Source organism: Streptacidiphilus sp. MAP5-3, from assembly GCF_041262505.1.
Classification (GTDB): Bacteria; Actinomycetota; Actinomycetes; order Streptomycetales; family Streptomycetaceae; genus Streptacidiphilus.
The window spans coordinates 55,353-79,946 of sequence record NZ_JBGCCL010000032.1; the positions used below are offsets into that span (position 1 = coordinate 55,353).

25 protein-coding genes and 4 tRNA genes are annotated in these 24,594 nt (G+C 70.0%); 19 read left to right on the forward strand and 10 right to left on the reverse strand.

Features of this window, described 5'->3' with window-relative positions; translation table 11 throughout:
• Positions 1–42: 42 nt before the first annotated feature.
• The 4 genes from ABH928_RS31390 to ABH928_RS31405 all read right to left on the reverse strand — a co-directional run bounded on the left by ABH928_RS31390 (position 43) and on the right by ABH928_RS31405 (position 849).
• Positions 43–118, reverse strand: a tRNA-Gly gene (locus ABH928_RS31390).
• Between the two features lie 24 nt (positions 119–142).
• Positions 143–215: transfer RNA gene (locus ABH928_RS31395), tRNA-Gly, on the reverse strand.
• Positions 216–310: 95 nt separating this feature from the next.
• A tRNA-Gly gene (locus ABH928_RS31400) sits at positions 311–382 on the reverse strand.
• Between the two features lie 143 nt (positions 383–525).
• Positions 526–849: an Lsr2 family protein gene (locus ABH928_RS31405; RefSeq protein ID WP_370072051.1), complete on the reverse strand. Its 324-nt coding sequence runs from the start codon at positions 847–849 to the stop codon at positions 526–528.
• Between the two features lie 377 nt (positions 850–1,226).
• Between ABH928_RS31405 and purS the strand changes: the two genes are divergently transcribed.
• The 5 genes from purS to sigJ all read left to right on the forward strand — a co-directional run bounded on the left by purS (position 1,227) and on the right by sigJ (position 6,196).
• The gene (purS, locus tag ABH928_RS31410) at positions 1,227–1,493 is read left to right on the forward strand and encodes a phosphoribosylformylglycinamidine synthase subunit PurS (RefSeq protein WP_370072052.1); all 267 of its coding nucleotides are present in this window, start codon (positions 1,227–1,229) and stop codon (positions 1,491–1,493) included.
• Positions 1,490–2,170: a phosphoribosylformylglycinamidine synthase subunit PurQ gene (purQ, locus tag ABH928_RS31415; protein ID WP_370072053.1), complete on the forward strand. Its 681-nt coding sequence runs from the start codon at positions 1,490–1,492 to the stop codon at positions 2,168–2,170. Before purS ends, purQ begins: the two co-directional genes overlap by 4 nt.
• Positions 2,170–4,425 (forward strand): phosphoribosylformylglycinamidine synthase subunit PurL, encoded by a 2,256-nt coding sequence (gene purL / locus ABH928_RS31420; RefSeq protein WP_370072054.1) that lies wholly within the window; start codon positions 2,170–2,172, stop codon positions 4,423–4,425. Before purQ ends, purL begins: the two co-directional genes overlap by 1 nt.
• A 305-nt stretch (positions 4,426–4,730) precedes the next feature.
• Complete coding sequence (locus ABH928_RS31425; protein ID WP_370072055.1) at positions 4,731–5,297, forward strand: carboxymuconolactone decarboxylase family protein; 567 nt, start codon at positions 4,731–4,733, stop codon at positions 5,295–5,297.
• A 65-nt stretch (positions 5,298–5,362) separates the two neighbouring features.
• Positions 5,363–6,196 carry an RNA polymerase sigma factor SigJ gene (gene sigJ, locus ABH928_RS31430; protein WP_370072075.1) on the forward strand — a complete coding sequence of 278 codons (834 nt, stop codon included), beginning with the start codon at positions 5,363–5,365 and terminating at the stop codon, positions 6,194–6,196.
• A gap of 28 nt (positions 6,197–6,224) precedes the next feature.
• Here sigJ and ABH928_RS31435 read toward each other — a convergent pair whose 3' ends face one another.
• Positions 6,225–7,151: a DMT family transporter gene (locus ABH928_RS31435; RefSeq protein WP_370072056.1), complete on the reverse strand. Its 927-nt coding sequence runs from the start codon at positions 7,149–7,151 to the stop codon at positions 6,225–6,227.
• A gap of 290 nt (positions 7,152–7,441) precedes the next feature.
• On the opposite strand from ABH928_RS31435, the gene ABH928_RS31440 reads away from it, so the two are divergent.
• The 3 genes from ABH928_RS31440 (at position 7,442) to purM (ending at position 11,160) form a co-directional block, all read left to right on the forward strand.
• Positions 7,442–8,251: a sterol carrier family protein gene (locus ABH928_RS31440; protein WP_370072057.1), complete on the forward strand. Its 810-nt coding sequence runs from the start codon at positions 7,442–7,444 to the stop codon at positions 8,249–8,251.
• A 101-nt stretch (positions 8,252–8,352) separates the two neighbouring features.
• Positions 8,353–9,930, forward strand: coding sequence for an amidophosphoribosyltransferase (gene purF, locus ABH928_RS31445; RefSeq protein WP_370072058.1), 1,578 nt, complete (start codon positions 8,353–8,355; stop codon positions 9,928–9,930).
• 150 nt (positions 9,931–10,080) lie between these two features.
• On the forward strand, positions 10,081–11,160 hold the full coding sequence (gene purM / locus ABH928_RS31450) for a phosphoribosylformylglycinamidine cyclo-ligase (RefSeq protein ID WP_370072059.1): 1,080 nt from the start codon (positions 10,081–10,083) through the stop codon (positions 11,158–11,160).
• Between the two features lie 248 nt (positions 11,161–11,408).
• Here purM and ABH928_RS31455 read toward each other — a convergent pair whose 3' ends face one another.
• Both ABH928_RS31455 and ABH928_RS31460 read right to left on the reverse strand, forming a co-directional pair.
• Positions 11,409–11,648, reverse strand: a complete 240-nt coding sequence (locus tag ABH928_RS31455; protein ID WP_370072060.1) for a DUF3073 domain-containing protein — start codon at positions 11,646–11,648, stop codon at positions 11,409–11,411.
• A gap of 341 nt (positions 11,649–11,989) precedes the next feature.
• Positions 11,990–13,117 carry a Glu/Leu/Phe/Val dehydrogenase dimerization domain-containing protein gene (locus ABH928_RS31460; RefSeq protein ID WP_370072061.1) on the reverse strand — a complete coding sequence of 376 codons (1,128 nt, stop codon included), beginning with the start codon at positions 13,115–13,117 and terminating at the stop codon, positions 11,990–11,992.
• A gap of 217 nt (positions 13,118–13,334) precedes the next feature.
• Between ABH928_RS31460 and ABH928_RS31465 the strand changes: the two genes are divergently transcribed.
• A complete protein-coding gene (locus tag ABH928_RS31465) occupies positions 13,335–14,357 on the forward strand; it encodes a hypothetical protein (RefSeq protein WP_370072076.1) in 1,023 nt (340 codons plus the stop codon).
• 804 nt (positions 14,358–15,161) lie between these two features.
• On the forward strand, positions 15,162–15,368 hold the full coding sequence (bldC, locus tag ABH928_RS31470) for a developmental transcriptional regulator BldC (RefSeq protein ID WP_033321412.1): 207 nt from the start codon (positions 15,162–15,164) through the stop codon (positions 15,366–15,368).
• 288 nt (positions 15,369–15,656) lie between these two features.
• Here the strand turns inward: bldC and ABH928_RS31475 are convergent.
• Positions 15,657–15,730, reverse strand: a tRNA-Asp gene (locus tag ABH928_RS31475).
• Positions 15,731–15,814: 84 nt separating this feature from the next.
• A complete protein-coding gene (locus ABH928_RS31480) occupies positions 15,815–16,483 on the reverse strand; it encodes a VIT family protein (protein WP_370072077.1) in 669 nt (222 codons plus the stop codon).
• A gap of 338 nt (positions 16,484–16,821) precedes the next feature.
• Here ABH928_RS31480 and ABH928_RS31485 point away from each other — a divergent pair, with 338 nt between their 5' ends.
• From ABH928_RS31485 to ABH928_RS31510, 6 genes are all read left to right on the forward strand, one after another.
• Positions 16,822–17,595 carry a M23 family metallopeptidase gene (locus ABH928_RS31485; RefSeq protein ID WP_370072062.1) on the forward strand — a complete coding sequence of 258 codons (774 nt, stop codon included), beginning with the start codon at positions 16,822–16,824 and terminating at the stop codon, positions 17,593–17,595.
• A 146-nt stretch (positions 17,596–17,741) separates the two neighbouring features.
• Positions 17,742–18,833, forward strand: a complete 1,092-nt coding sequence (locus ABH928_RS31490) for an alpha/beta hydrolase (RefSeq protein ID WP_370072063.1) — start codon at positions 17,742–17,744, stop codon at positions 18,831–18,833.
• A 137-nt stretch (positions 18,834–18,970) separates the two neighbouring features.
• On the forward strand, positions 18,971–19,222 hold the full coding sequence (locus ABH928_RS31495; protein ID WP_370072064.1) for a hypothetical protein: 252 nt from the start codon (positions 18,971–18,973) through the stop codon (positions 19,220–19,222).
• Position 19,223: 1 nt separating this feature from the next.
• Positions 19,224–19,787, forward strand: coding sequence for a Clp protease N-terminal domain-containing protein (locus ABH928_RS31500; RefSeq protein WP_370072065.1), 564 nt, complete (start codon positions 19,224–19,226; stop codon positions 19,785–19,787).
• 49 nt (positions 19,788–19,836) lie between these two features.
• Positions 19,837–20,811 carry an ADP-ribosylglycohydrolase family protein gene (locus tag ABH928_RS31505; RefSeq protein WP_370072066.1) on the forward strand — a complete coding sequence of 325 codons (975 nt, stop codon included), beginning with the start codon at positions 19,837–19,839 and terminating at the stop codon, positions 20,809–20,811.
• Between the two features lie 156 nt (positions 20,812–20,967).
• Positions 20,968–21,435, forward strand: coding sequence for a hypothetical protein (locus ABH928_RS31510; protein WP_370072067.1), 468 nt, complete (start codon positions 20,968–20,970; stop codon positions 21,433–21,435).
• On the opposite strand, the gene ABH928_RS31515 is transcribed toward ABH928_RS31510, so the two are convergent.
• Positions 21,410–21,955 (reverse strand): Uma2 family endonuclease, encoded by a 546-nt coding sequence (locus tag ABH928_RS31515; RefSeq protein WP_370072068.1) that lies wholly within the window; start codon positions 21,953–21,955, stop codon positions 21,410–21,412. The two genes, ABH928_RS31510 and ABH928_RS31515, sit on opposite strands and share 26 nt — an antisense overlap.
• A 766-nt stretch (positions 21,956–22,721) precedes the next feature.
• On the opposite strand from ABH928_RS31515, the gene ABH928_RS31520 reads away from it, so the two are divergent.
• From ABH928_RS31520 to ABH928_RS31530, 3 genes are read left to right on the forward strand one after another with little or no spacing between them, the layout of a single operon-like run.
• A complete protein-coding gene (locus tag ABH928_RS31520) occupies positions 22,722–23,330 on the forward strand; it encodes a type IV toxin-antitoxin system AbiEi family antitoxin domain-containing protein (protein WP_370072069.1) in 609 nt (202 codons plus the stop codon).
• Positions 23,330–23,539 carry a hypothetical protein gene (locus ABH928_RS31525; protein ID WP_370072070.1) on the forward strand — a complete coding sequence of 70 codons (210 nt, stop codon included), beginning with the start codon at positions 23,330–23,332 and terminating at the stop codon, positions 23,537–23,539. Before ABH928_RS31520 ends, ABH928_RS31525 begins: the two co-directional genes overlap by 1 nt.
• Positions 23,536–24,237, forward strand: coding sequence for a nucleotidyl transferase AbiEii/AbiGii toxin family protein (locus tag ABH928_RS31530; protein WP_370072071.1), 702 nt, complete (start codon positions 23,536–23,538; stop codon positions 24,235–24,237). The genes ABH928_RS31525 and ABH928_RS31530 overlap by 4 nt, the downstream gene beginning before the upstream one ends.
• Positions 24,238–24,594: the final 357 nt, after the last annotated feature.

Sequence of the window (24,594 nt, forward strand, 5' to 3'; positions counted from 1 at the left end):
GACGGCATGCAAAAAGGGCGCCTCCGAAGAGGCGCCCTTTGCTGGAGCGGACGACGAGATTCGAACTCGCGACCCTCACCTTGGCAAGGTGATGCTCTACCAACTGAGCCACGTCCGCACGATATGAGGTTATGAGATTGAGAGCGGACGACGAGATTCGAACTCGCGACCCTCACCTTGGCAAGGTGATGCTCTACCAACTGAGCCACGTCCGCAGTACTCCGAGACCCGTAGGCCTCGGCGTGCCCTCCACTCTACCCCATCACAGAGGGAGCTTTCGCCACCCTTTTGATGAGGCCGAGCGGATGAGAGCAGGTGACAGGGATCGCACACTGTGCCTTCCCTCTGGAAGAGGGACGCTCTACTACTGAGCTACACCTGCGAGAGCCGCCCCGCCGACCTGGCCTTTCGGCCGCTGTCTGCGGTGCGTTCCGCTGAGAAGAACATTAGCCCATCTCGCGGGCCGTGATCACCACGGCGGGGCGGTATGTCCGTATTGTCCAGAAAGTTTCGACGGGCGAGTTCTCAGCTCGCCTGCGCGAACGCCTCGTAGACGTGCTTGGGAAGTCGACCACGGGCCGGCAGGTCGATGCCGCGGGACTGTGCCCAGGCCCGGACCGTTGCCGGATCGGGGGCGACCTCGGTCCGCCGCGGGGTCTTCGCCGCCGTTGCGCGGCCTTGCTTCCGGCCTGCCTGTACATAGGGCGCAAGCGCGGAACGGAGTTTTTCCGCGTTCTTGGTGGACAGGTCGATCTCGTACGACTTTCCGTCGAGTCCGAACTGAACCGTTTCTTCGGCAACCCCTCCGTCGAGGTCGTCGGAGAGCGTGACCACAACGCGCTGAGCCATGGAAGCCAATCCTCTCGGGCTTTGCCGTGCGACCGCAGGTGCTGGCCGCGACCGGCGATGCCATTCTGCCCCCAATGACCCCAGAAATCGAAGAGGCAGGATTTTTCCGCGCTATTTTCGTGTCGTTTCGGTACCGCGCTGATACCGGCGCGAAACCTCTGATACGGGCAATTTTGGTAGGAGGGCCGCGCTGTTCGCTGCGGGCGTGAGTGCGGGCGTGAGTGTGGGCGCGGGAGAGCCCGGCGTGGGCGCGTGCTTTGTGTGAACCTCCGCACGATTCGGCGTTCTACGCGCGTCGCGCTGGATGAGTCTCCAAGATCGCATTTTCACCCCGGTAGGCTGGGAAGTCCCCGCACCACTCATCACCGGGAGTACCTGTGGCACGCGTCGTTGTCGACGTCATGCTGAAGCCGGAGATCCTCGACCCGCAGGGCCAGGCGGTGCAGCGCGCGCTGCCGCGCCTGGGCTTCGAGGGGATCACCGACGTCCGCCAGGGCAAGCGCTTCGAGCTGGAGGTGGAGGGCCCGGTCGACGACGCCGCGCTGGCCCGCATCCACCAGGCAGCCGAGACCTTCCTCGCCAACACCGTCATCGAGGACTTCACCGTCCACGTCGAGGCTGTGCCTGTCGAGGAGGGACAGTGACCGCGCGGATCGGCGTCGTCACCTTCCCTGGCAGCCTCGACGACCGCGACGCGCTCCGAGCCGTCAAGCTGGCCGGCGCCGAGCCGGTCGCGCTCTGGCACCGCGACAAGGACCTGCACCAGGTCGACGCCGTGGTCCTGCCGGGCGGCTTCTCCTACGGCGACTACCTGCGCGCCGGCGCCATCTCCCGCTTCTCGCCGGTGATGGAGACGATCATCGAGCAGGCCAGGGGCGGCATGCCGGTCCTCGGCATCTGCAACGGCTTCCAGGTGCTGACCGAGTCGCACCTGCTGCCCGGTGCCATGCTCCGCAACAACCACCTGCACTTCGTCTGCAAGGACCAGAAGCTGCGGGTCGAGAACATCACGACCGCCTGGACCAGCGACTACGCGCAGGGCCAGGAGATCATGATCCCGCTCAAGAACATGGACGGCCGGTTCACCGCGGACCGCCGCACCATCGACGAGCTGGAGGCCGAGGGCCGGGTCGTCTTCCGCTACCTGGACGGCAACCCGAACGGCTCGATCGACGACATCGCCGGCATCAGCAACGCCGCCGGCAACGTCGTCGGCCTGATGCCGCACCCGGAGCACGCGGTCGAGCCGATCGTCGGCACCGGCGGCACGGACGGCACCGGCTTCTTCACCTCGATCATCAAGCGGCTGGTGAATGCGTAATGACGCTCGACACGGTTAAGAACGCTGAGCAGACGCCGGACGTCGAGCTCCCCTGGGCGGCGCTCGGTCTCAAGGAAGACGAGTACCTCCGGATCCGCGAGATCCTGGGCCGCCGTCCCACCGGCGCCGAGCTGGCCATGTACTCGGTGATGTGGTCCGAGCACTGCTCCTACAAGTCGAGCAAGGTGCACCTGCGCCAGTTCGGCGAGAAGGCCCCGCAGTCCGACGCCATGCTCGTCGGCATCGGCGAGAACGCCGGCGTCGTCGACGTGGGCCAGGGCTACGCGGTCACCTTCAAGATCGAGTCGCACAACCACCCGTCGTACGTCGAGCCCTACCAGGGCGCGGCCACCGGCGTCGGCGGCATCGTCCGCGACATCATCTCCATGGGCGCCCGCCCGGTCGCCGTGATGGACCCGCTGCGCTTCGGCGCGCCGGACCACCCGGACACCAAGCGCGTGCTGCCCGGCGTCGTCGCGGGCATCGGCGGCTACGGCAACTGCCTGGGCCTGCCCAACATCGGTGGCGAGGTCGTCTTCGACGCCTGCTACCAGGGCAACCCGCTGGTCAACGCGCTGGCCGTGGGCGTCATGAAGCACGAGGACATCCACCTGGCCAAGGCGTCCGGCGCGGGCAACAAGGTCGTCCTCTACGGCGCCCGGACGGGCGGCGACGGCATCGGCGGCGCGTCGATCCTGGCCTCGGAGACCTTCGACGGCACCAAGCCGTCCAAGCGCCCGGCGGTCCAGGTCGGCGACCCGTTCCAGGAGAAGCTGCTGATCGAGTGCACCCTGGAGGCCTTCCGGGCGCAGCTCGTCGTCGGCATCCAGGACCTCGGTGCGGCCGGTCTCTCCTGCGCGACCAGCGAGCTGGCGTCCAACGGCTCCGGCGGCATGCGCTGCGACCTGGACGACGTCCCGCTGCGCGACGCGACGCTCACTCCCGAGGAGATCCTCATGAGTGAGTCGCAGGAGCGCATGTGCGCGGTCGTCGAGCCGGAGAAGATCGAGGCGTTCCTCGCGATCTGCGAGAAGTGGGACGTCACCGCGACCGTCATCGGTGAGGTCACCGACGGCGACCGCCTGGAGATCTTCTGGCACGGCGAGAAGATCGTCGACGTGGCCCCGCGCACCGTGGCCCACGACGGCCCGGTCTACGAGCGCCCGTACCACCGCCCGAGCTGGCAGGACGCCCTGCAGGCCGACGCCCCGACCGCCGAGCGCCTGGCGCGTCCGGCGAACGGCGACGAGCTGCGCGCGGCCGTGCTGCAGCTGGTCGGCTCGGCCAACCAGGCCGACAAGAGCTGGATCACCTCGCAGTACGACCGGTTCGTGCTCGGCAACACGGTGCTCGCGCAGCCGGAGGACTCCGGCATGATCCGCGTGGACGAGTCCACCAACCTCGGCGTCGCCATCGCCACGGACGGCAACGGCCGCTACACCAAGCTCGACCCGTACGTCGGCTCGCAGCTGGCGCTGGCCGAGGCCTACCGCAACGTCGCCGCGACCGGCGCCAAGCCGCTGGCCGTCTCCGACTGCCTCAACTTCGGCTCCCCGGAGGACCCGGAGGTCATGTGGCAGTTCGCCGAGGCCACCCGTGGTCTCGCCGACGGCTGTCTGGAGCTCGGCACCCCGGTCACCGGCGGCAACGTCTCGCTCTACAACCAGACGGGCACCGAGGCGATCCACCCGACGCCGGTCGTGGCCGTGCTGGGCGTGATCGACGACGTGACGCGGCGTACGCCGATGGCGTTCGCGGAGGAGGGCCAGCTGGTCTACCTCCTCGGCGACACCCGCGACGAGCTGGGCGGTTCGGCGTGGGCGCAGGTGGCCCACAACCACCTCGGCGGTCTGCCGCCGAAGCTGGACCTTGCCCGCGAGAAGCTGCTCGCCGAGATCCTGATCGCCGCCTCGCGCGACGGCATGATCGACGCGGCGCACGACCTCTCCGACGGCGGCCTGATCCAGGCCCTGGTGGAGAGCGCGCTCAAGGGCGGCCAGGGCGTCCGTCTGGTCGTTCCGGAGGCGCTGGACCCGTTCGTCTTCCTCTTCTCGGAGTCGGCCGGCCGCGCGATCGTCGCGGTCCCGCGCAGTGAGGAACTCCGCTTCACCGAGATGTGCGGCGTCCGGGGCCTCCCGGCCACCCGCATCGGCGTCGTCGACGGCGACGTGGTCGAGCTCCAGGGCCACTTCTCGCTGCCGCTCGCCGAGCTCCGCGAGGCGAACACGGGCGTGATCGAGGCGCTGCTCGCGTAGGCGAGAGTCTGTAGCTGTGGGCCTTGGTGACGGGACGTCACCAAGGCCCACTGTCATTGCGGGTCGTTTCGGACGTTCGTCGCCTGTAGCTCAGAAAACGCGAAACCCGGTAGGCCCACCGTCCGGAGGGCGACCGGGTTCACTTCGCGGGACACCGCCCCCGCGCAATCGCAGCGCAGTGCGGCGTTCTGGGCCGTGTCGAGGGGATTCGGGTCGCTCGATCGGGTGGTGTCACGTTCTGGGGCGCTGCCCTGTCTTCCCTACCGGAAGCCCGGCAACCGGGTCTCAGGAAGGCGGAAACGACCATGGCCCGCATCTCGCTCACCCCTCCCCGCACGATCGTCTACCGGATCGCGGAGTGGTACTCCAAGCGCGTCTACGGGGACGTGCTCGACCCCGGGAAGGTCTACGGCCACAACACCAAGGTGCTGCTGGCCTACGCCGGGTTCGAGCGGAAGGTCGCCAAGTGGAAGGCTCTCGACCCGCGGTTGACGCGGCTGGCCGTGATGGCAGCCGCCGCGCGGATCGGGTGCTCGTGGTGCATGGACTTCGGGTACTGGGAGGCGCACTCGACGGGCATCCCGCAGGAGAAGCTGCGGGCCGTGCCGATGTGGCGGGAGGCGCGGGAGGTGTTCACGCCCTTGGAGCTCTCCGTGCTGGAGTACGCCGACGCCATGACCGAGACCGAGCCCACCGTCACCGACGCGATGGTGGACGGACTGGTCAAGCAGCTCGGTGAGCCGGCCTTTGTCGAGCTGACCGCGGTCGTCGCCGTGGAGAACCTCCGATCCCGCGTCAATTCCGCTGTGGGGCTCGTGGGGCAGGGTTTCAAGGACCGTTGCGAGGTACCCGGGGTACCGTCGAAGGCGTGACCGACAGCGCAGTCCTGACGACCTTCGAGGAGCACCGTTCCACGCTCTTCGGCATCGCCTACCGCATGCTCAGCAGCGTGGCCGACGCCGAGGACATCGTGCAGGACGCCTGGCTGAAGTGGAGCGCGGTCGACGTCGACCGGGTTGTCCAGCCGCGTGCGTACCTCGCGCGGACGGTCACCAACCTGTCGCTGAACAAGCTTCAGTCCGCCACGGCCCAGCGTGAGTCCTACGTCGGGCCGTGGTTGCCCGAGCCGCTGGTGACCGCGCCGGACGCGGGCGACGCCGGCGATGCCGTGGAACAGGCGGAGAGCGTCTCGCTGGCCATGCTGGTGGTCCTGGAGACGCTCTCCCCACTGGAGCGGGCGGTCTTCCTGCTCAAGGAGGTCTTCGGGTTCTCGTTCGCCGAGATCGGCGACATGCTGGACCGTTCCGAGGCGGCGGTCCGTCAGGTCGGCAGCCGCGCCCGCTCCCACGTCCAGGCGCGGCGTCCCCGCTACGACGCCCCGGCGGAGACGCGGCGGGCGGCGACGGAGGAGTTCCTGGCCGCGTGCCTCGGCGGGGACATGAACCGGATGATGGAGCTGCTTGCCCCCGACGTCACCGTCTGGTCCGACGGCGGCGGCAGGATTCGCGCCGCGCTGCGCCCGCTGCACGGCCCGGACCACGTGGTCCGCTGGACCATGGGCGTGCTGGCGCGCTACCTGCCGGGGCAGCTGGAGGTCCACCCGGTGAACGTCAACGGCAAGTTCGGGGTACTGATCAGCGCCGACGGCGTGACCGACGACGTGCTGACCGTCGACCTGGACGAGAACGGCTTGATCTCGGAGGTCCGGCTGATCCGCAACCCGGACAAGCTCCGGCACGTCACCGTGCCGCAGGCGCCTGCCGCCGGGTGAACTACCGCCGGGTGAACTGCCGAGTGAATTACCGCCGAGTGAACCGGGACACGGCCACGCCGCCGAGGCAGAGCACGCCACCGCCGACGGCGACCCAGGTCGGCGTCTCGCCCAGCATCAGCCAGCCGAGCAGGATCGAGATCGGCGGGACGAGGTAGGTGGTGGCGCCGAGCTTGCCCGCCTTCGTGCGGGCGAGGGCGTAGCCCCAGGTGGTGAAGGCGACGGCGGTCGGCATCAGGCCCAGGTAGACGGTCCAGACGATGCCGGAGGTGTGCGCCTTGGGCAGCTCGTCGAACAGCTGCGGGCCGAACGGCAGGCACACGATCATGCCGACGGCGCAGGCCAGGAAGGTCAGCGGCAGCGGGGAGACCCGGCTGAGCATGGGCTTCTGCAGGATCACCGACGTCGCGTAGACCACGGCGGAGCCGACGCAGAGGGCCGCGCCGAGCCAGTCCGTACGTCCGTGCTCTGCCGAGCCGAATCCGATGACCAGCACACCCGAGAACGAGACCGTGACGCCGAGCAGCAGTGACTTCGGCAGACCCTCCTTGAGCGCCAGCCCCGCGATCACGGCGATCAGGATCGGACTCACGTTGACCAGCATCGACGCCGTCCCGGCGTCCACCCGCTGCTCGGCGGTGTTGAGCATCAGGTTGTAGGCGCCGAACCACAGCACGCCGATGAGCAGGATGCGCGGCAGATCCTGCCGCGAGGGCCACGCCTCGCGCCGGAGCAGCGTCATCGCGCCCAGCGCGGCGGTCCCGACGACGAGCCGGAGCAGGGCGAGCGGCCCCGCGGACAGGTCGTGCCCCGCGGACCGGATCCCGACGAAGGCGGACGCCCACAGCACGACGGTCACGCCTGCGGCGAGGGCCGCGAGGCGGGCGGGTCGACCGGAGACGGCGGAAGAGCCGGAGTCGGGGATGAGGGGTGCGGTGGTGCTTTCCGTGGTCACGCCTCAAGGGTTCCGACGGGCGGGAGCCCCTGCAAGCGGTAAACGGCCACTTCACTACTGACATCCCGCCAATCAGCTCCTGAGCAGTCGGGAAGTTGCAACACCCAGGGGCGCGGGGACCTGCGCGAGAACCCTCCCCAGGAGGATGGCCCTGTCCGCTTGGGATCTCACCGACCTGGGTGGCTTGTCGCGCCCGCGCGGCGGAGCCGCAGATCAGCAGAGCCCCCGCGCCCCCCGACCGTGCAGCGTCCCGAGCCGTGGAGGCGGCCCGACTGGCTAGAGTGCCGAGCATGTCGCCTGCCTCGCGTCCCCGCGCGCGTACCTACGACCGGCTGAAGTCCCGGGCCGCGCTCCGCGCGCAGGCCGAGGCGTTGTGGGGTGTCGTCGAAGGGCTCGACGACGCGCAGTTGGAGTTGCCGACCCGGCTCGGCGGCTGGCGGGTGCGGGAGCTCGTCGCGCATCTGGCCACCGCCTTCGACGCGCTGCCGCGCTTCCTCGCCGCGCCGGACGACGGGACGCAGGCCGCAGGCACCCTCGCCGACTGGGCCGCGGGCACCCGGACCTCCGCCGCGGCCATCGCGGACGCCGCCGAGGAGAGCGCGGCGAAGGCCGACGACGTGCGGGCCGTGCTGCGCGAAGCGATCGACCGCGCGCTCGCCGAGCTCGACCCCGACCGGCACGGGCCCCAGGCGCGGGTCGTCCACCGGCGGGGCGTGCTGCTGCTCGACGACTACCTGGTCACCCGCCTGGTCGAGACCGTCGTCCACGCCGACGACCTCGCTGACGCGCTCGCGCTCGACGCGTTCCCGCACGACCGGCACGCGCTCGCGTCCACCTGCCGGCTGCTCGCCGACGCCCTCGCGGTCCGCGCGCCCGGCGGGGCCGTCGAGCTGCGGATCCCGCCCTTCGCGGTGGTGCAGTGCGTCGAGGGGCCGCGGCACACGCGCGGTACGCCGCCCAACGTCGTGGAGACCGCGCCGCTGCCCTGGATCCGCCTGGCGACGGGCCGGACCACCTGGGCGCAGGCTGTGGACGTGGCGGAACTCACGGCCAGTGGTGAGCGCAGCGATCTGTCCTCGCTACTCCCCGTGATGGGCTGAGGCCGTTCTACGCGCGTCCGGAACCCCTTACCCCGCCCTCCGAAATCGAATGGATCGTGCGTCGTCGGTCCGGCGTGTCCACCTGCCCTAGACTCGGTTACGTGCCACGTGGTGACGGACGACTCAGCCATGACCTCCTCCCCGGCGAGAAGGGCCCGCAGGACGCCTGCGGCGTCTTCGGAGTCTGGGCCCCCGGCGAAGAGGTATCCAAGCTCACTTACTTCGGGCTCTACGCCCTGCAGCACCGCGGACAGGAGTCCGCGGGCATCGCTGTGAGCAACGGTTCCCAGATCCTCGTCTACAAGGACATGGGACTCGTCTCCCAGGTCTTCGACGAGACCTCCCTCCACTCCCTCCAGGGTCATATCGCGGTCGGTCACGCCCGCTACTCCACCACCGGTTCCTCGGTGTGGGAGAACGCCCAGCCGACCTTCCGTGCGACTGCCAACGGCAGCCTCGCGCTCGGTCACAACGGCAACCTGGTCAACACCGCCGAACTGGCCAAGCTGGTCGCCGAGCTGCCCGGCGAGGAGCACGTCTCCCGCTCCGGCCGTCCGGCCGTCACCAACGACAGCGACCTGCTCACCGCCCTGCTCGCGGGCCAGCCGGACCTCTCCATCGAGGAGACCGCCCGGCAGATCCTGCCGAAGGTCAAGGGCGCGTTCTCGCTGGTCTTCATGGACGAGCAGACCCTCTACGCCGCCCGCGACCCGCAGGGCATCCGCCCGCTGGTGCTGGGCCGCCTGGAGCGCGGCTGGGTCGTCGCCTCCGAGACCGCCGCACTCGACATCGTCGGCGCGTCCTTCATCCGCGAGGTCGAGCCCGGTGAGCTGATCGCCGTCGACGAGAACGGCCTGCGCACCTCCCGCTTCGCCGAGGCCGTGCCCAAGGGCTGCGTCTTCGAGTACGTCTACCTGGCCCGTCCGGACACCTCCATCGCCGGGCGCAACGTCCACCTCTCCCGCGTCGAGATGGGCCGCACGCTGGCCCGTGAGGCGCCGGTCGAGGCCGACCTGGTGATAGCGACTCCGGAGTCCGGCACCCCGGCCGCCATCGGCTTCGCCGAGGAGAGCGGGATCCCGTTCGGGTCCGGCCTGGTCAAGAACGCCTACGTGGGCCGGACCTTCATCCAGCCCAACGAGACGATCCGCCAGCTCGGCATCCGGCTCAAGCTGAACCCGCTGCGCGACGTCATCCGCGGCAAGCGGCTGGTCGTCGTGGACGACTCGATCGTCCGCGGCAACACCCAGCGCGCCGTGGTCCGGATGCTGCGCGAGGCCGGTGCGGCCGAGGTCCACATCCGGATCTCCTCGCCGCCGGTCAAGTGGCCCTGCTTCTTCGGCATCGACTTCGCCACCCGCGCCGAGCTGATCGCCAACGGCCTGTCCGTCGAGGAGATCGCCTCCTCGCTGGGCGCGGACTCGCTGGCGTACATCTCCATCGACGGCATGATCGCGGCCACCGACCAGCCCAAGGACCGGCTCTGCCGGGCCTGCTTCGACGGTGTCTACCCGGTCGACCTGCCCGACCCCCAGTTGCTCGGCAAGCACCTGCTGGAGGCGGAGATCTCCGCCGCCAAGCAGGCCCCGCCGACGCGCGGCGGCAACCGCTCGGACGTCGACGGCGTGCAGACGCTGATCAGCGGCCCCGGCGCGTCCGACGCGCTGCGGCGCCCCTAGGGCGTGTCGCCGACGCAGGTGTCGGCGGGCGGGCGCCGGTGAACGGCGCCCGCCGCGCCCGCCCCCAGGTTTCCCCCCACCCGCCGCCCACCACCACCCCTGTACGAGGCGCTACGCGCCACACCCCTTGTGACCCGAAAGGGCCGTCCCGTGAGTGACCAGCAGTCCACTGGTGCGACCTACGCCGCCGCAGGCGTCTCCATCGAGGCCGGGGACCTGGCCGTCGAGCTGATGAAGGAGTGGGTCGGCAAGACCACCCGCCCCGAGGTCGTCGGCGGCCTGGGCGGCTTCGCCGGGCTCTTCGACGCCAGCGCCTTCAAGCGCTACGAGCGCCCGCTGCTGGCCACCGCCACGGACGGCGTCGGCACCAAGGTCGCGCTGGCCGCGGCGATGGACAAGCACGACACCATCGGCCACGACCTCGTCGGCATGGTCGTCGACGACCTGGTCGTCTGCGGCGCCGAGCCGCTGTTCATGACCGACTACATCTGCGTCGGCAAGGTCCACCCGGAGCGGGTCGCGCAGATCGTCAAGGGCATCGCCGAGGGCTGCGTCCTGGCCGGCTGCTCGCTGGTCGGCGGCGAGACCGCCGAGCACCCGGGCCTGCTCGGCCCGGACGAGTACGACGTGGCCGGCGCGGGCACGGGCGTGGTCGAGGCCGACGCGCTGCTCGGCGCGCACCGGGTGCGCGCGGGCGACGTGGTCATCGCGATGGCGGCCTCCGGCCTGCACAGCAACGGCTACTCGCTGGTCCGCCACGTCCTGCTGAAGGAAGCCGGCTGGCAGCTGGACCGGGAGGTCCCTGAGTTCGGCCGGACGCTCGGTGAGGAGCTGCTGGAGCCGACGCGGATCTACTCCCTGGACTGCCTGGCGCTGGCGCGGGCGACCGAGATCCACGCCTTCTCCCACGTCACGGGTGGCGGCCTGGCGGCGAACCTGGCCCGCGTCATCCCCGCGGGCCTGCACGCGCGGCTGGACCGCGGCACGTGGACGCCGATGCCGGTGTTCCAGACGGTGGCCGAGGTCGGCAAGATGCACACGCTGGAGATCGAGAAGACGCTCAACATGGGCATCGGCATGGTGGCGGTCGTGCCGCCGGAGTCCGTGGACGCCGTGATGGCGGTCCTGGAGGACCGTGACGTCGAGTCCTGGCTGCTGGGCGACATCGTCGCCCGCGAGGGCGACTACGCGAAGGCGGAGGGCGCGGCGCTGTACGGCGCGTACGCCTGACCTTCGCCAGACGGTGCAACACCGAGGGGGGGGGGGGGGGGGGGGGGGGGGCGGCCCCCCCGGGGGGGGGGGGGGGGGGGGGGGGCCCGCCCCCCCCCCCCCCCCCCCCCCCGGCCCCCCCCGGGGGGGGGGGGGCGCCCCCCCCCCCCCCCCCCCCCCCTCGGTGTTGCACCGTCGTGCTTGTGGACAGACGACGAAGTGCCGGTTCGGCATCACGCCGAACCGGCTCCGTCGTCTACTGCGGGATGTCAGGCCCGTTTGCGAGGGGGACTCTCGTCCACGTCCTCATCGTCCTCGTCGCTGTAGTACGAGGCGTACGGATCGTCGTCCTCTTCCTCGTCGTCGTCGAACGGCTCCGGATTGACCGTCTCGTTCGTCGACGCAACGCCCAGCTCATTGGCCAGGCGCGACGCGTCGAAACCGCCGCTGTTGTACTTCAGCTGGCGGGCGACCTTTGTCTGCTTGGCCTTGGCCCGGCCGCGCCCCATGGCTCGACCCCCTCAACGACGGAGCTCACGGCTCCGAGTCTTGTCACGCGTTCATGATTGGGAACGGCTCCTCGTTGAGATGAGAGAGCCGGTCCTTAGAGCAACAACGGTACCTGCTTCCAGCGCCGTACGGTACGCCGCCTGTGCGACGTGGCGCACGCCACCCCTGGTTGTGACCATATTGATGCAGGTCAGGGCCGCAAAAAGGGGCGAAGGCCGGACCGTGGACAGCGCGTCCGCAGTGACCGATCCGACACGATTATCCCCCGTACGGGCAAGGGGTATCCCCCGGACGGTGGCGTCAGGTGAGAACGTCGTTCCCGTCCGGGGGTATCCGGGCCTCAGCGCGAACGCGGCAGCAGGATCGTGCGGAGGCGGCCGACCTCGGCCATCCGGCGCTCGGCCAGGCGGTCCGCGGCGACCGCCGGGGGGACGCCCTCGGACTCGGCCAGGGCGAAGATCTCGAGGGTGGTGTCGAAGATCTTGGCGGCCTTGGTCTTGGCGCGGTCGAAGGAGAAGCCCTCGATCTCGTCCGCGACCTGGATCACGCCACCGGCGTTGACCAGGTAGTCGGGCGCGTAGAGGATCCCGCGGTCGGCGAGGTCCTTCTCGACGCCCGGGTGGGCGAGCTGGTTGTTGGCCGCACCGCAGACGATCTTCGCGGTCAGCGCGGGCACCGTCTCGTCGTTGAGGGCGCCGCCCAGCGCGCACGGGGCGTAGACGTCGAGGTCGGCGCGGATCAGCGACTCGGTGTCGGCGGCGACCGCGACGCCGGGGTGCGCGGCCCGGACCCGGTTGACCGCGTCCTCGCGGACGTCGGTCACGACGACCTGCGCGCCGTCGTTGACCAGGTGCTCGACCAGGTAGTGGCCGACCTTGCCGATGCCGGCCACGCCGACGCGGCGGCCCTCGAGCGAGGGGGAGCCCCAGCGGTGCTGTGCGGCGGCGCGCATGCCCTGGAAGACGCCGAAGGAGGTCAGCACGGACGAGTCGCCCGCGCCGCCGTACTCGGGGGAGCGGCCGGTGACGTAGTCGCACTCGCGCGCGATGACGTCCATGTCGGCCACGTAGGTGCCCACGTCGCAGGCGGTGACGTAACGGCCGCCGAGGGACTGCACGAAGCGGCCGTAGGCGCGCAGCAGGGCCTCAGTCTTGATCTTGGTCGGGTCCCCGATGATCACGGCCTTGCCGCCGCCGAGGTCCAGCCCGGCCAGGGCGTTCTTGTAGGACATGCCCCGGGAGAGGTTGAGGGCGTCCTGGACGGCCTCCTCCTCCGTGGCGTACGCGTGGAAGCGCGTGCCGCCGAGGGCGGGGCCCAGGGCGGTCGAGTGGATCGCGATCACGGCCTTCAGGCCGGTGTCGCGGTCGTGGCACAGGACGACCTGCTCATGGCTGTCGCCGGGCGCCGAGGTGGCGTCGCTCGAGAAGATACGGCTGAGTACGCCGGATCGCTCACTGACATCAGTCACGGTGGTGACTCCATTGTCGACTCGCGTCCGCTTGCGGTGGTGCGGACGTTCTCCCAGAAGCGTAGGACTGCGCGAGGGCCGTTCGGTACGTGGTCCACAGCTTGGACCGAACTCTCGTACTGCGGACGTCGGATGGGGCGCGGGGGGCGCGATCGGAGCGGACCGTCGTCTTCCGGGCCGCTGCGCGGGCTGGGCGTGCGACGATGCCAGGGTGCCTATGCTGCGGACCTCGGTGCATCCTCCCTACGCCGCCTACTTGCGCGTCTACGAGCCGCTGGCGGCCTTCGCGGAGCCGGAGCGCTCGTACTGGCAGGGCTATGCCGCCGGTCGACCGCATCCCTCCGCGGTGGACGAGCGGCGCGGTCGGCTGGCCGACCTGATTGCCACGCCTCCCGTCGCGATCCCCGAGCGCGAGAGCCGGGACGCCTTCGTGCACGAGGCCGACGGCGTCCTCTACCTCTGCCCGTGGCGGACCCGGCTGCGGAGCTGGCTGGCGCTGTCCGAGCTGCGCGAGGAACTGCCGCTGCCGCTGCTGGACGTGGCCGTGCCGCCGGTCGTCCGGGCCCAGGCCGAGGCGGACTGGGACCGCTGGCGGTCCCTGCACCCGGACGGGCGGCCGTGGATCCTCACCAGCACCTGGAACATCCCGGTGCGCTGGTTCCTGCTCTTCGGGGAGGAGGAACGCGAGTTCGTTCCGTCCGGCCTGGAGGACGCCTCCGGTACCGAGCACGCCTCCGGTGCCGAGGGCGCCGGGTCCGGGGCGGCGGCCGGGGACGGCCCGCCGTCGGAGGAGGGCGCGCGGCCCGACGGGGGCGCGCGGTCGGGGGACGCGTCGTCCGAGGGGGTGTCGTCGGCAGGCGCACAGGAGGACGCGGGCGGAGCGAAGCGCCGGACCGCGCCGGTGCTGCGCTACCGCACGCCGATGGCCCAGGCCCGGCGCCGGGTCGCGCGCGGTTACCGGGTGCTGCGGGAGACGCTGGACGAGGGCCCGCTGGTCGCCGGCGTGGAGGAGGTCGGGCGCTGGCTGGAGGAGTTCCACCCGCGTTCCCTGGTCGAGCTGGACTACGGCGGGCTGGTCCACGCCATCCCCGAGCAGGGGCTGGCGGACGACCGCTCGGCGGAGGACGTCGCGGAGGGCGTGGCCGCGCTGCGCGAGGGGGATCCGGTGCGGGCGGGCCGCTGCTACCGGTCGGTCACCGAGCGCTGGCGCCGGGTCCAGGACCTGCAGTTCGCGAACTGAGTTCGCCGACTGGGCGGCGTCCGAGGTCACCCGGAGTCCTCAAGCAGTGCCTGGGGGCCCTCAGGCGGCCGTGGGGGCATTCCGGGGCCGTCACCCCTGGGCGGGGAGCCGGGGAGCGCGTAGGGTCGGGAAACACGTCTCAGAGGCCCCCTGGGGCCTCGCCGGGGGCATGGAAGCCCCTTCCTGTCCCGGTTTTCACGTAATCGACACGACACCCCACAGAACCTTCGGGATCCCTGACAACATCTGTCACAGATGGCGGGCTTCCGCCACGACCGATCACGCCACCTGGCGGCCAGGGGAGCAGTCGGACATGCGTGGCACCATCTCCTCAGACGTCACAGGGGTGCTTATCCCGTCTCCACATGGGACCTTTGTCTCGGAACGGGTCAATCCCCCATCAACGTGACGTGACTCACCGTTGACGCGAAGGCCGCACTGAGTGTCAAAATAGGACAACCAGCCTCACTGCAGACCACCTGTGCCCACGTAAGAGTGGTTCTGCGGAGCTTGAGGTCCTTCGCGGGGGAAGCGGGGGGTCCGACTGCTGTGACAGATGGTCGCTTTGCGGTGACTGTCCGTTATGGCATGGTCCATCGCAATCCGACGAACTTGGCCCCTGAGGGGTCAAATCCGCCGGTTTGGCTGATTGGACTGGACGGATGGTGTAGTTGTAGTGCCAAGGACAAGCCGTTCGTCCTATTACCGACTTGGTAAGCGGTGGCCATTTCGGGCATCGCATGCCAAGGTGCAGAATTTCTAGGAAAGAACCGTGTTGGTTCGGTTCTCCCGAGGAGGCCGCTCATGACCGCTCGTACCCCTGATGCCGAACCCCTGCTGACGCCGGCTGAGGTCGCCACCATGTTCCGCGTTGACCCGAAGACGGTCACTCGCTGGGCCAAGGCTGGCAAGCTCACGTCGATCCGTACGCTCGGGGGGCACCGCCGCTATCGCGAGGCGGAGGTGCGTGCTCTGCTCGCGGGCATTCCGCAGCAGCGCACGGAGGCCTGAAGGCGGGTCGAGTAGACGCGCTTTTGGCTGCATCGGACTCCGCCGGGTCCGGTGCAGCCCTTTTTTATGGCCGGATAGCCGGAATTCGTTTATCGCCTGTGCAATTGTACATATAAAATGAGTAGACCCTGTGAAGCCTGAAACATGAGCTGGGATCAAGAAAACTTGAGTGACACCGGTCACATCCGTCACTCGGGCCGCATGCGGAGTGACGCGCGTAGAGCTTAGCGGAAGAAGACGGAAAACAGATCAGCCCGGATCCGAGGGGATCCGGGCTGATCTTCTGTGCGACTCCGACGGGACTTGAACCCGCGACCTCCACCTTGACAGGGTGGCGAGCTAACCAACTGCTCCACGGAGCCTTGCGCGAGTCAGACTGTACTAGATGCTGGTGGTCAGGGTCGAATCCGTGCTCGCCCGGCCTCGGCAGCCGGGCGTCGGGGTGGTCAGGTCGAGGCGCGGAGCAGGACGCCGGCCGCGTAGGTGATCGCCATGGCGACGGCGCCGCCCGCCACGTTGCGGACCACTGCGGGCCAGATCCGGGCTCCGCCCATCCGCGCGCTGATCCAGCCGGCGACGGCCAGCGCGGCGATCACCGCCGCCACCGTGACCGGGATCCGTACCGACTCCGGCGGCAGCACGATCGCCAGCAGCGGCAGCAGCGCTCCGACGGTGAAGGCCAGGAAGCTCGCCCCGGCGGCGTGCCAGGGGTTGGTCAGCTCCTCCGGGTCGATGCCCAGCTCGGTCTCGGCGTGCGCGGCGAGGGCGTCGTGTTCGGTCAGCCGGACGGCGACCTCGTGGGCCAGCTCCCTGGTCAGGCCCTTGGCCATGTAGAGGCCGGTCAGCTCCTCCAGCTCGGCCTCCGGGGTCCGGGCCAGTTCGAGGCGTTCCAGGTCGAGCATGGCCAGCTCGGAGTCGCGCTGGGTGCTCACCGAGACGTACTCGCCGGTGGCCATCGACATCGAGCCGGCCAGCAGCCCGGCCAGCCCCGCCGTCAGCAGCTCGTGCGACGTCGCCGCGGCGCCCGCGACGCCGACGACCAGCCCGGCGGTGGAGACGACGCCGTCGTTGGCGCCGAGGACTCCGGCGCGCAGCCAGTTCAGCCGACTGCCCATGCCGCCGCCGTGGTGCGGCTCGTCCGGATGCCGGGGCGCCGGATGCGACGGTGGGGTGGGGGGTTGGTCGTCCCTCGGATCGTCGTGGGTCACACCACGCAGTCTGGCGTCCGGCGCGGGTGCGTCGGCGGAAACCCGCCGAACTCGTCCATGTCGTCCATGTCGTTCAGGGCGTCCACGTCGTCCACGTCTTCAAGGAGGTCCGAGCGCTCCAAGCGGTCCGGCGCTCGGTCGCCGGTCGATCGGCGTGACGGTGTGCCACCCGTGGGGTGGTGAGCCTGCTGCCAACCGGGTGACACAGCCTGGCGCGGTCCCTCGTGCCCCGGTACACGTGTGGCGTGGCACTTCTCGTGAGACCCTCCCGCGCGGCCTGGGGGACGGTGCTGACCGTCGGTTTCGGCACGCTGCTGCCCGCCGCGCTCGCACCGTTCGGCGCGCACTCCGTGGCGGCCCTGCCGGGTCCGTCGGTCAAGGCGCGGATCGGGTCGTCCGCCGCGTCCTCCCAGGACGCGCTGTGGCTGCGTCCGCATGCCCGCGCGGCGACGCGGTCCCGGTCGCGGTTCGGGCTCGGTGCGGCGGAGTCCGTGCCGGTGCCGCAGCCGCGCCAGGTGATGGGGGCTGCGGCGGTGCTCGTCCCGGGCTGGACCATGCCGGTCTCCATGCCGGTCTCCGTGCCGGTCGCCGGTGCGACGGTCGCGCCCGTCCCCGGCTGGTTCAGTCCCGCGCCCGGAGCGGCCATCAGTCAGCCCTTCGGCGTTCCGGATCCGGAGTACGCGGCCGGGTACCACACGGGTGTGGACTTCGCGGTGTTCACCGGCACCCCGCTCTACGCCGTCGCGGACGCCACCGTGGTGACCGCCGGATGGGGCGGTGCCTACGGCAACTGGATCGTGCTGCGGCTGCCGGACGGCTACTACGCCCTCTACGCCCACATGTCCCGGCTGGACGTGCGGACCGGCGACCACGTCGCCGGCGGGCAGCAGATCGGCCTCTCCGGGGAGAGCGGCAACGCACGCGGGCCGCACCTGCACTTCGAGATCCGTCCCAGGAACGTCTACGGCGCGGTGATCGATCCGCTGCCGTACCTCCGTGGTCACGGTTGCCACGTCTGACGAGGGCCTGGCGGGCGGTCGCCCAAAGCAGTCGGCCCGGAACGGGAACCTCCCGGCAAACTCCCAGCGTCCGTACAGATAAGCTGCACCGCTGGGCGTGAACACGGCAAAGTGCACGCCGCCGTACGTTCTCGCAGGGGTCGATCATGAGCCTGACCGGCACGCCGTTCTTCGTCGCCACCGTCGCACTGATGGTCGTGGCGATGGTGCTGTTGGCCTTCGTCTGGAACCGAATACCCGGGCCGCGCCCGGTCCGGTACGCCGGGCGGCTGGGCGCCACCATGTTCAGCCAGATCGCGGCCGTGGTCGTCGTGTTGGTCTACGTCAACAACTCGATGGGCCCGTTCTACGACAGTTGGCAGGACCTCTTCGGTGACGACGGGGACCAGGCGGCCACCGCGACGAACGTCTCCGGGGGCCCGACCGGCTCTGCGTCCGCCGGCACCGCGTTGAAGCTGCGCTTCACGACCTACCTGCCGGGCGTGCAGACGACCGACGCCCACGGCCCGGCCTCGGGCATCACCGGCAGCCTCTACGTCTGGCTGCCGCCGCAGTACAACGACCCCGCGTACGCCCACACCGACTTCCCCGTCGTCGAGTTGCTGCCGGGGACGCCCGGGACGCCGCAGGCGTGGTTCGGGTCGATGAAGGTTCAGGACGCCATCGCGCCGCTGATGGCGGAGGGCAAGGTCAAGCCGATGATCCTGGTCGCGGCCAAGCTGAACGTCCTTCCCGGTGGCGTGGACCCCGGCTGTGCGGACATCCCGGGCGGGCCGCGCACGGCGACCTGGCTGGACCAGGACGTGCCGCAGCTGATCGCGGCCAACTTCCGTACCGAGCACGGCGCGCAGCACTGGGCGCTGATGGGTTACTCGGCGGGCGGCTACTGCTCCGTCAACCTGACGGTCCAACACCCCGGCACTTTCCACTCGGCGGTCAGCCTCTCCGGCTACAACGCGCCCGAGGCGCCGCTGGTCCTCAAGGACCCGGCCCTGACCCGGGCCAACAACCCGTACTCGGTGCTCCTGCACGACAAGCACCAGCCGGACATCGCGCTGCTGATGGCGGGCAGCACCCAGGACCCCGGCACGGTCCCGGCCGCCAGGGCGCTCCTCTCGGTCCTGCACACGACCGGCCCGAACCAGTTGCTCACGGTGACCCACGGCGGCCACACCACCGACGTCTGGCGGGCCATGCTGCCGGACGCGCTGGTCTGGCTCTCGGCCCGGGTGGGCTGAGCGCCGGAAGCCCGGCTCCGTAGCAACGTCCAGCGGCACTGGGGCACTTCGGTGCTCCGGCGCTTCTGCATCTCTTCGTACTCCGCGTGTCAGGAATCCTTGACGTGCGACTGTGATGTCAGGCTACCCTGACAGCCATGGAAGCTTCGGAGGAACGCCGTCCGGCCGCCGACCTGGTCGGTCAAGTCACAGGCAAGGATCCGGCCCAGGGGCTGGCCGCGGTCGTCGCGCTGCGGCGGCTGCTGGAGGAACTGGAGCGCCTGCACGTCGACAACGCCCGCGACAGCGGCTGGACGTGGCAGGCCATCGCAACGGCGCTGCAGGTGAGTCGGCAGTCCGTGCACGAGAAGCACGCAGGCAGGCGCAAGGCCACGGGCAAGGAGAACTGACGTGTTCGAGTACTTCACCGACCGTGCGAAGCGGGCGATCGTCGTGTCCCAGGACGAGGCGATCGCGTGCGGCCACGACTTCATCGGCACCGGGCACATGCTGCTCGGACTGATCGCCGTACAGGACGGCGACGCCGGTGCGGTCCTGGCCGACCAGGGCGTCCGGCTGGACCCTGCCAGGGAGGCGATGGTCCGGCTGCTGGCCGAGGCGGGCGTCCCCACCAACGGCCGCCAGGACGCGCGCGACGCGCTGGCGTCGATCGGGATCGACGTCACGGAGATTCAGCGCCGCGCCGACGACAACTTCGGTGCGGGCGCGTTCCAGTTCCCGCGCCCGGCCTACACCCCGCATGCGAAGATGGCCCTGGAGCAGACGCTGCGCGAGGCCAAGGCGCTCGGCCATGAACGCTTCGGCACCGAGCACATGCTGCTCGGCCTGCTCGCCGTCGGCTCCAGCGAGTCGGAGGTGGACGCGTGCGACGTGCTCACCGCGCTTGACCTCGGCGTCGACATCGACAAGCTGCGGTCGGCGGTGCTGGCGCGGATCGGCGCGCACGAGGCGTAGCGCGGCTGTGCGAAGGGGAAGTGCCCTGCCGCGAGGGCGACATGACAGCATGACGGACATGATCCCGTCCGGTTCAGTCGCCCCGACCGCAGCTGTGCTCGTCCCTGCAACCGCGCCCTCGTCCGCAGCTGTCGCGCGGGACTCGCTGCAGGGGCTCGCCTTCGGTGACGCCTTCGGCGTGTACTGGTACGGGCGTTTCCAGGCGGGTGACCACAATGCGCGGGCGCAGTTCGAGAGGCGCACCGTCCCCGTCGAGTCGCCCTGGCGGTGGACCGACGACACCGCGATGGCCCTCGCCCTGCTGCGCGTGCTCTACCTGCGCGGAGCCGTGGACCAGCGGCAGTTGGCGGAGTCCTTCGCCGCCTTCTTCCTGGCCGACCCCAACCGCGGCTACGGCTACGGGATGCAGAGTCTGCTGCCGCTCCTCGCCCAGTCCCCGGACACCTGGCGGGCGGCGGCGCGGAGCATCTTCGGCGAGGGCAGTCTGGGCAGCGGCGGGGCGATGCGCGTCGCGCCGCTCGGCGCCTGGTTCCACGCGGACGTAGAGCGGGCCGCGGAGCAGGCGGCCCGCTCGGCGGAGGTCACCCACGCGCATCCGGAGGGCGTCGCCGGAGCGGTCGCGGTCGCCGTGGCGGCGGCTCTGGCAGTGCGCGGCAGGGGGATGACGCCGCCTCAACCCGGTGCCCTGCTGGCGCAGATCGCCGAGATGACCCCGGCGGGTGCGGTCCGGGACGGTCTGCTCCGAGCTGCGGGCCTGCCCTTGGGAACACCCGTCGGGCAGGCCTTGTCGTGGCTGTGCAAGGGCGAGCGGGGCCGGGCGAGCGAGACCGTCCCGTTCGCGCTCTGGTCCGCCGCGTGCCATCTCGACAACCTCACCGAGGCGTTGTGGATGACGGCTGTCGGCGGTGGTGACGTGGACACCAACTGCGCCATCACCGGCAGCGTGGTCGCGGCCCGCACCGGCGTCGCGGCGCTGCCCCCCGAGTGGCACCAGCGGCGCGAACCGTTGCCGGGGTGGGTCTGAGCTGCTCGCTTGGTCCTGACTCCCGGTCGGGGGTGTACCTGGCACTACCCCCAACTGGGCTGTGGGGACTACCGACTTCGCGTGGCGAACCGAGCAGGCTGATCACTGTGCCCGACAGGCGTCGGGCCGGTGGTCGGACAGCCTTGAGGGGGAGCCATGAGCACGGTGACATCGCTGTCGGAGTTCGGCGTCCGAGCGCCGCGGGGCGCGGGCGGGCGGACGTTGTCCGTGCCGATGGTGCTGCTGGGGATGAGCATCGCGCTGATCCCGTGGGTGGTCCTGCTCGGCGCGCAGGGGGAGTGGTCCTGGGTCGGGCTCGACGCCCTGGAGGTGGCAGGCCTGGCCTCCACCGGCGCGCTGCTCCGGCGCGGCGACAACCGCTACGCGCTGACGGCGAGCGCGACCTTCGTCCTCCTTGTGACGGACGCGTGGTTCGACATCACCACCTCCCACGGCCCGGGCCTCGCCCTGGCGTGGGTGCTGGCCCTGCTGCTCGAGCTGCCGATCGCCGCGTTCTGCGCCCGGCTGGCGCTGCGCGGCGTAGGGACCGGCGTCGGCCGGCGGCGCCGTGCAGGCGGCGGTGCCGGTCAGTACGGCATCAGTACGGCAGTAGTCCGGTGGTGAGGAGGTCGAACGCGAATGGTTCGGGGATGTGCAGCGTCTCGCCGAACTCGATGTCCTCGCGGCGGTGGTACTTCGTTCCGTCGGGCCGGCTGAAGAGGGTGACGGTCTTCTGCCTGGCGTCGATCACGAGATAGAGCGGGATCCCCATGACCGGGTAGTCCCGTACCTTCCCGATCCAGTCGTTTTCCGGGTTGGAGGGAGAGACGAGTTCCACCGCGATCGTGGCGACCTCGGCGGGGACCTGGTTGTCAGTCGTCTCCAGGGCCTCGCCCGGAAGGTATGTCAGATCCGGATTGCGGCTCTTGCCGACGTTCGGTGAGACGAGGTCGGTGTTCTCACTGGGCAGCAGTTCGGACGGTGCGTGCGCATCGAACTCGCGCCGCACCGTGAGCAGATTCCGTTGGTGGATGCCCGAGGGGATGACCATCATGACGATGGTGTCGCCGGACAGTTCGGCCTTGAACCCGTCAGGCAGACTCCTGCGGGCCTCTTCGAGGAGCGCGAAGTGCTCCGGGTTCATCGTGGTGCCTCCTGAGATGCGCCGGGCGGCACTTCAGGGTAGTCCGCGGCAGATCAGGTGTCGCCGGAACGGGGCCCTGGCTGTCCGAGCGGCAAGGGCCGGTCGCCCTTGCTGCGCTGTCCGGCTGCCAGCCGTGCAGGCACCTTGGTCGCGCAGGTCCCCTGTCGCGCAGCGCGCCGCCTCGGTGCACGCTGGCTTTGGGGCGGAGGAGGTACGCGATGGCGGTGCACATGGCACTCACGGGCAATGCTGGAGCGGTACGAGCCGTAGTAGCCGCAGTGGGCGACAGATTCACGACCACGGAACGGCAGGTACCCCGAGCTCCAGGAATGCTGCGTACGAGGATCTACGAGGTGGACGCGGCCTCAGCGGCCACCGGCCGGCCTGGGAGTGCCCTGGCCCCGGCGGGATCCGGCAGCGTGCACGTCACCCTGACCGGCGACGTTGACGACACCCGCCGACTCACGGGATGGATCACCGGCACCTTCCGCTCGGAGGGTGAGGCCGTGGGCACCGACAGCCGGCTGAGCTTTGACGTACACGCGGATGAAGCTCCCTCAGCTGGGCAAGCGGACCGCAGCCAGTAAGCCTGTCGCGCAGGCTACGCAGGTTCGAAGCCCGCACCCGCCACGTGGAAGAGCGGCGAACTGTCTGGTTCGACCGTGCCGGGGCGGGCGTGGCCTCGTGTCGACGGTGTCTCGCGAATCTCGGGTATGGGTGTACCGAATCCTCCCCACTGGTCGATGCCTTGGGTAGGATTCAATGCATGGTCGACTCTCTCAGACTCGAAATGCGGCTGAGCGCTCTGCCGCCGACCTTCACCACCACGGAGGCTCACGGGGTAGGACTGGCATCGAGGGATCTGGCGACGCTACTGGCCTCTGGCGAGCTTGATGAGCTGTCCCGAGGCGTCTATCGCCTCGCGTCCGCACCGGAGAGCGCCCATCTGGATCTGTTGGCCGTCGCCCGACGTGCACCTTTGGCGGTGGTGTGCGGCGAGTCCGCTCTGGCGTTGCACGAGCTGATCGACGACATCCCGTCGGCCGTCCACGTCGCGGTGCCCAGGGGCTCGCACCGACCGCAGATCGCGTACCCGCCGACGGTGGTTTCGCAGTACGCGGCGGAGACCTTCAGGGTAGGTGTGGAACCGTTCGAAGTGGCTCCGGGTGAGGCGGTGTCGGTCTACAGCGCTGAGAGATCGGTCGTGGACGCGATGCGCTTCCGGCACCGAATCGGTGAATCCCTGGCCCTCTCCGCGCTCGGTCGCTTTCTGCGAAACGGTGGCCCGGCCCGCGTGGCCGAACTCAACCGGATCGCCGGTGAACTGGGCGCGCTGACCGTCATCCGTCCCTCCGTCGAAGCGGTGCTTGCCTGATGCCGAACCCCACAGGCGACACCACCGCGGGCCGGGTCTACAACGACCTGCGTAACCTCGCCCGTCGCAACCGTCGATCGACCGACGAGGTGATGGTCGACTATCTCCTGGAGCGCTTCCTGTTCCGCATGGCCGCCTCCCCCTGGGCCGAGCGCACTTCGTGCTCAAGGGAGGCCTGCTGCTCGCCCAGTTCGGCGCCCGCCGCATGACGCGCGATATCGACATCCTCGGGCTGCGGTTCCCGGGGGAGCGGGACGAGATCGTCCGGCGCATCACGGCCATCGCATCGCTGGAGATCGACGACGGAGTGGTCTTCGAAGGCCAGAGCATCAAGACCGTTCCGATTCGCGAGGACGACGAGTACCACGGGCTGCGCCTGGCGATGGCGGCCACCATCGCCCGAGCGCGACTCAAGCTGCAACTGGACGTCAGCTTCGGGGATCCGATCACACCCGGCCCCGAGCCGATTGCGTATCAGCAACAGCTGTCGAACGAGACGTTCCAGCTGCTCGGCTATCCGATCGTCACCGTGATCGCAGAAAAGCTCACCACTGCGCTCTCCCTGGGCGCATTCAACACCCGGGACCGTGACTACGCGGACCTCTACCGCCTCTTCACCCTTCATGAGTTCGACTCCAAGGGAGTGGCCTCCGCGCTCGATGCCACGGCTGCGCACAGGGGCATCCGGTTGCAGAGGTTGAGTCCTCTTCTCCTGCCGGACTACTCCGAGAGGCGGCAGTCCTCGTACGCAGCCTGGCGTCGGCGGCAAGGCCCTGTCGCGACCGTGTATCCCGAGCGATTCGGCACCGTTGTCGAGGTGGTCACGGCCTTCGCGGACCCGCTTCTCGACGGCTCCGGATCCGTGCCCGGCCGGACGTGGTCTCCGGAGACGCGCGCCTGGGGCTGAAGAGAGTGGCCGTACGGCGAGGCGTTGTCGTACCCGTGGGCGTAACGGGCAACAAAAAAGCCCCTGCTCGATGATCGAGCCGGGGCGTTTCTGCTGGTCAGACAAGGTGGCCAGGGCCGGGGTCGAACCGGCGACCTTCCGCTTTTCAGGCCGCCTGAGGAGCGTGCTGGGTGGGCGGATTCGCAGTTGGCGAGTCCGCCGAAGGCTGTGGATGCCCTCCTGGGATTGTGGACGTTGGCGTACACGTTGGCGTACGCCTCCAGTTTGGTGGGCGGCTTCCTACTGGATTGGTAGCTACTAGTAGGAGCTAGTAGTTGGCTGTCTGGCTGGGCTTTGGTGGTGTCTCAGGGGGCTTGG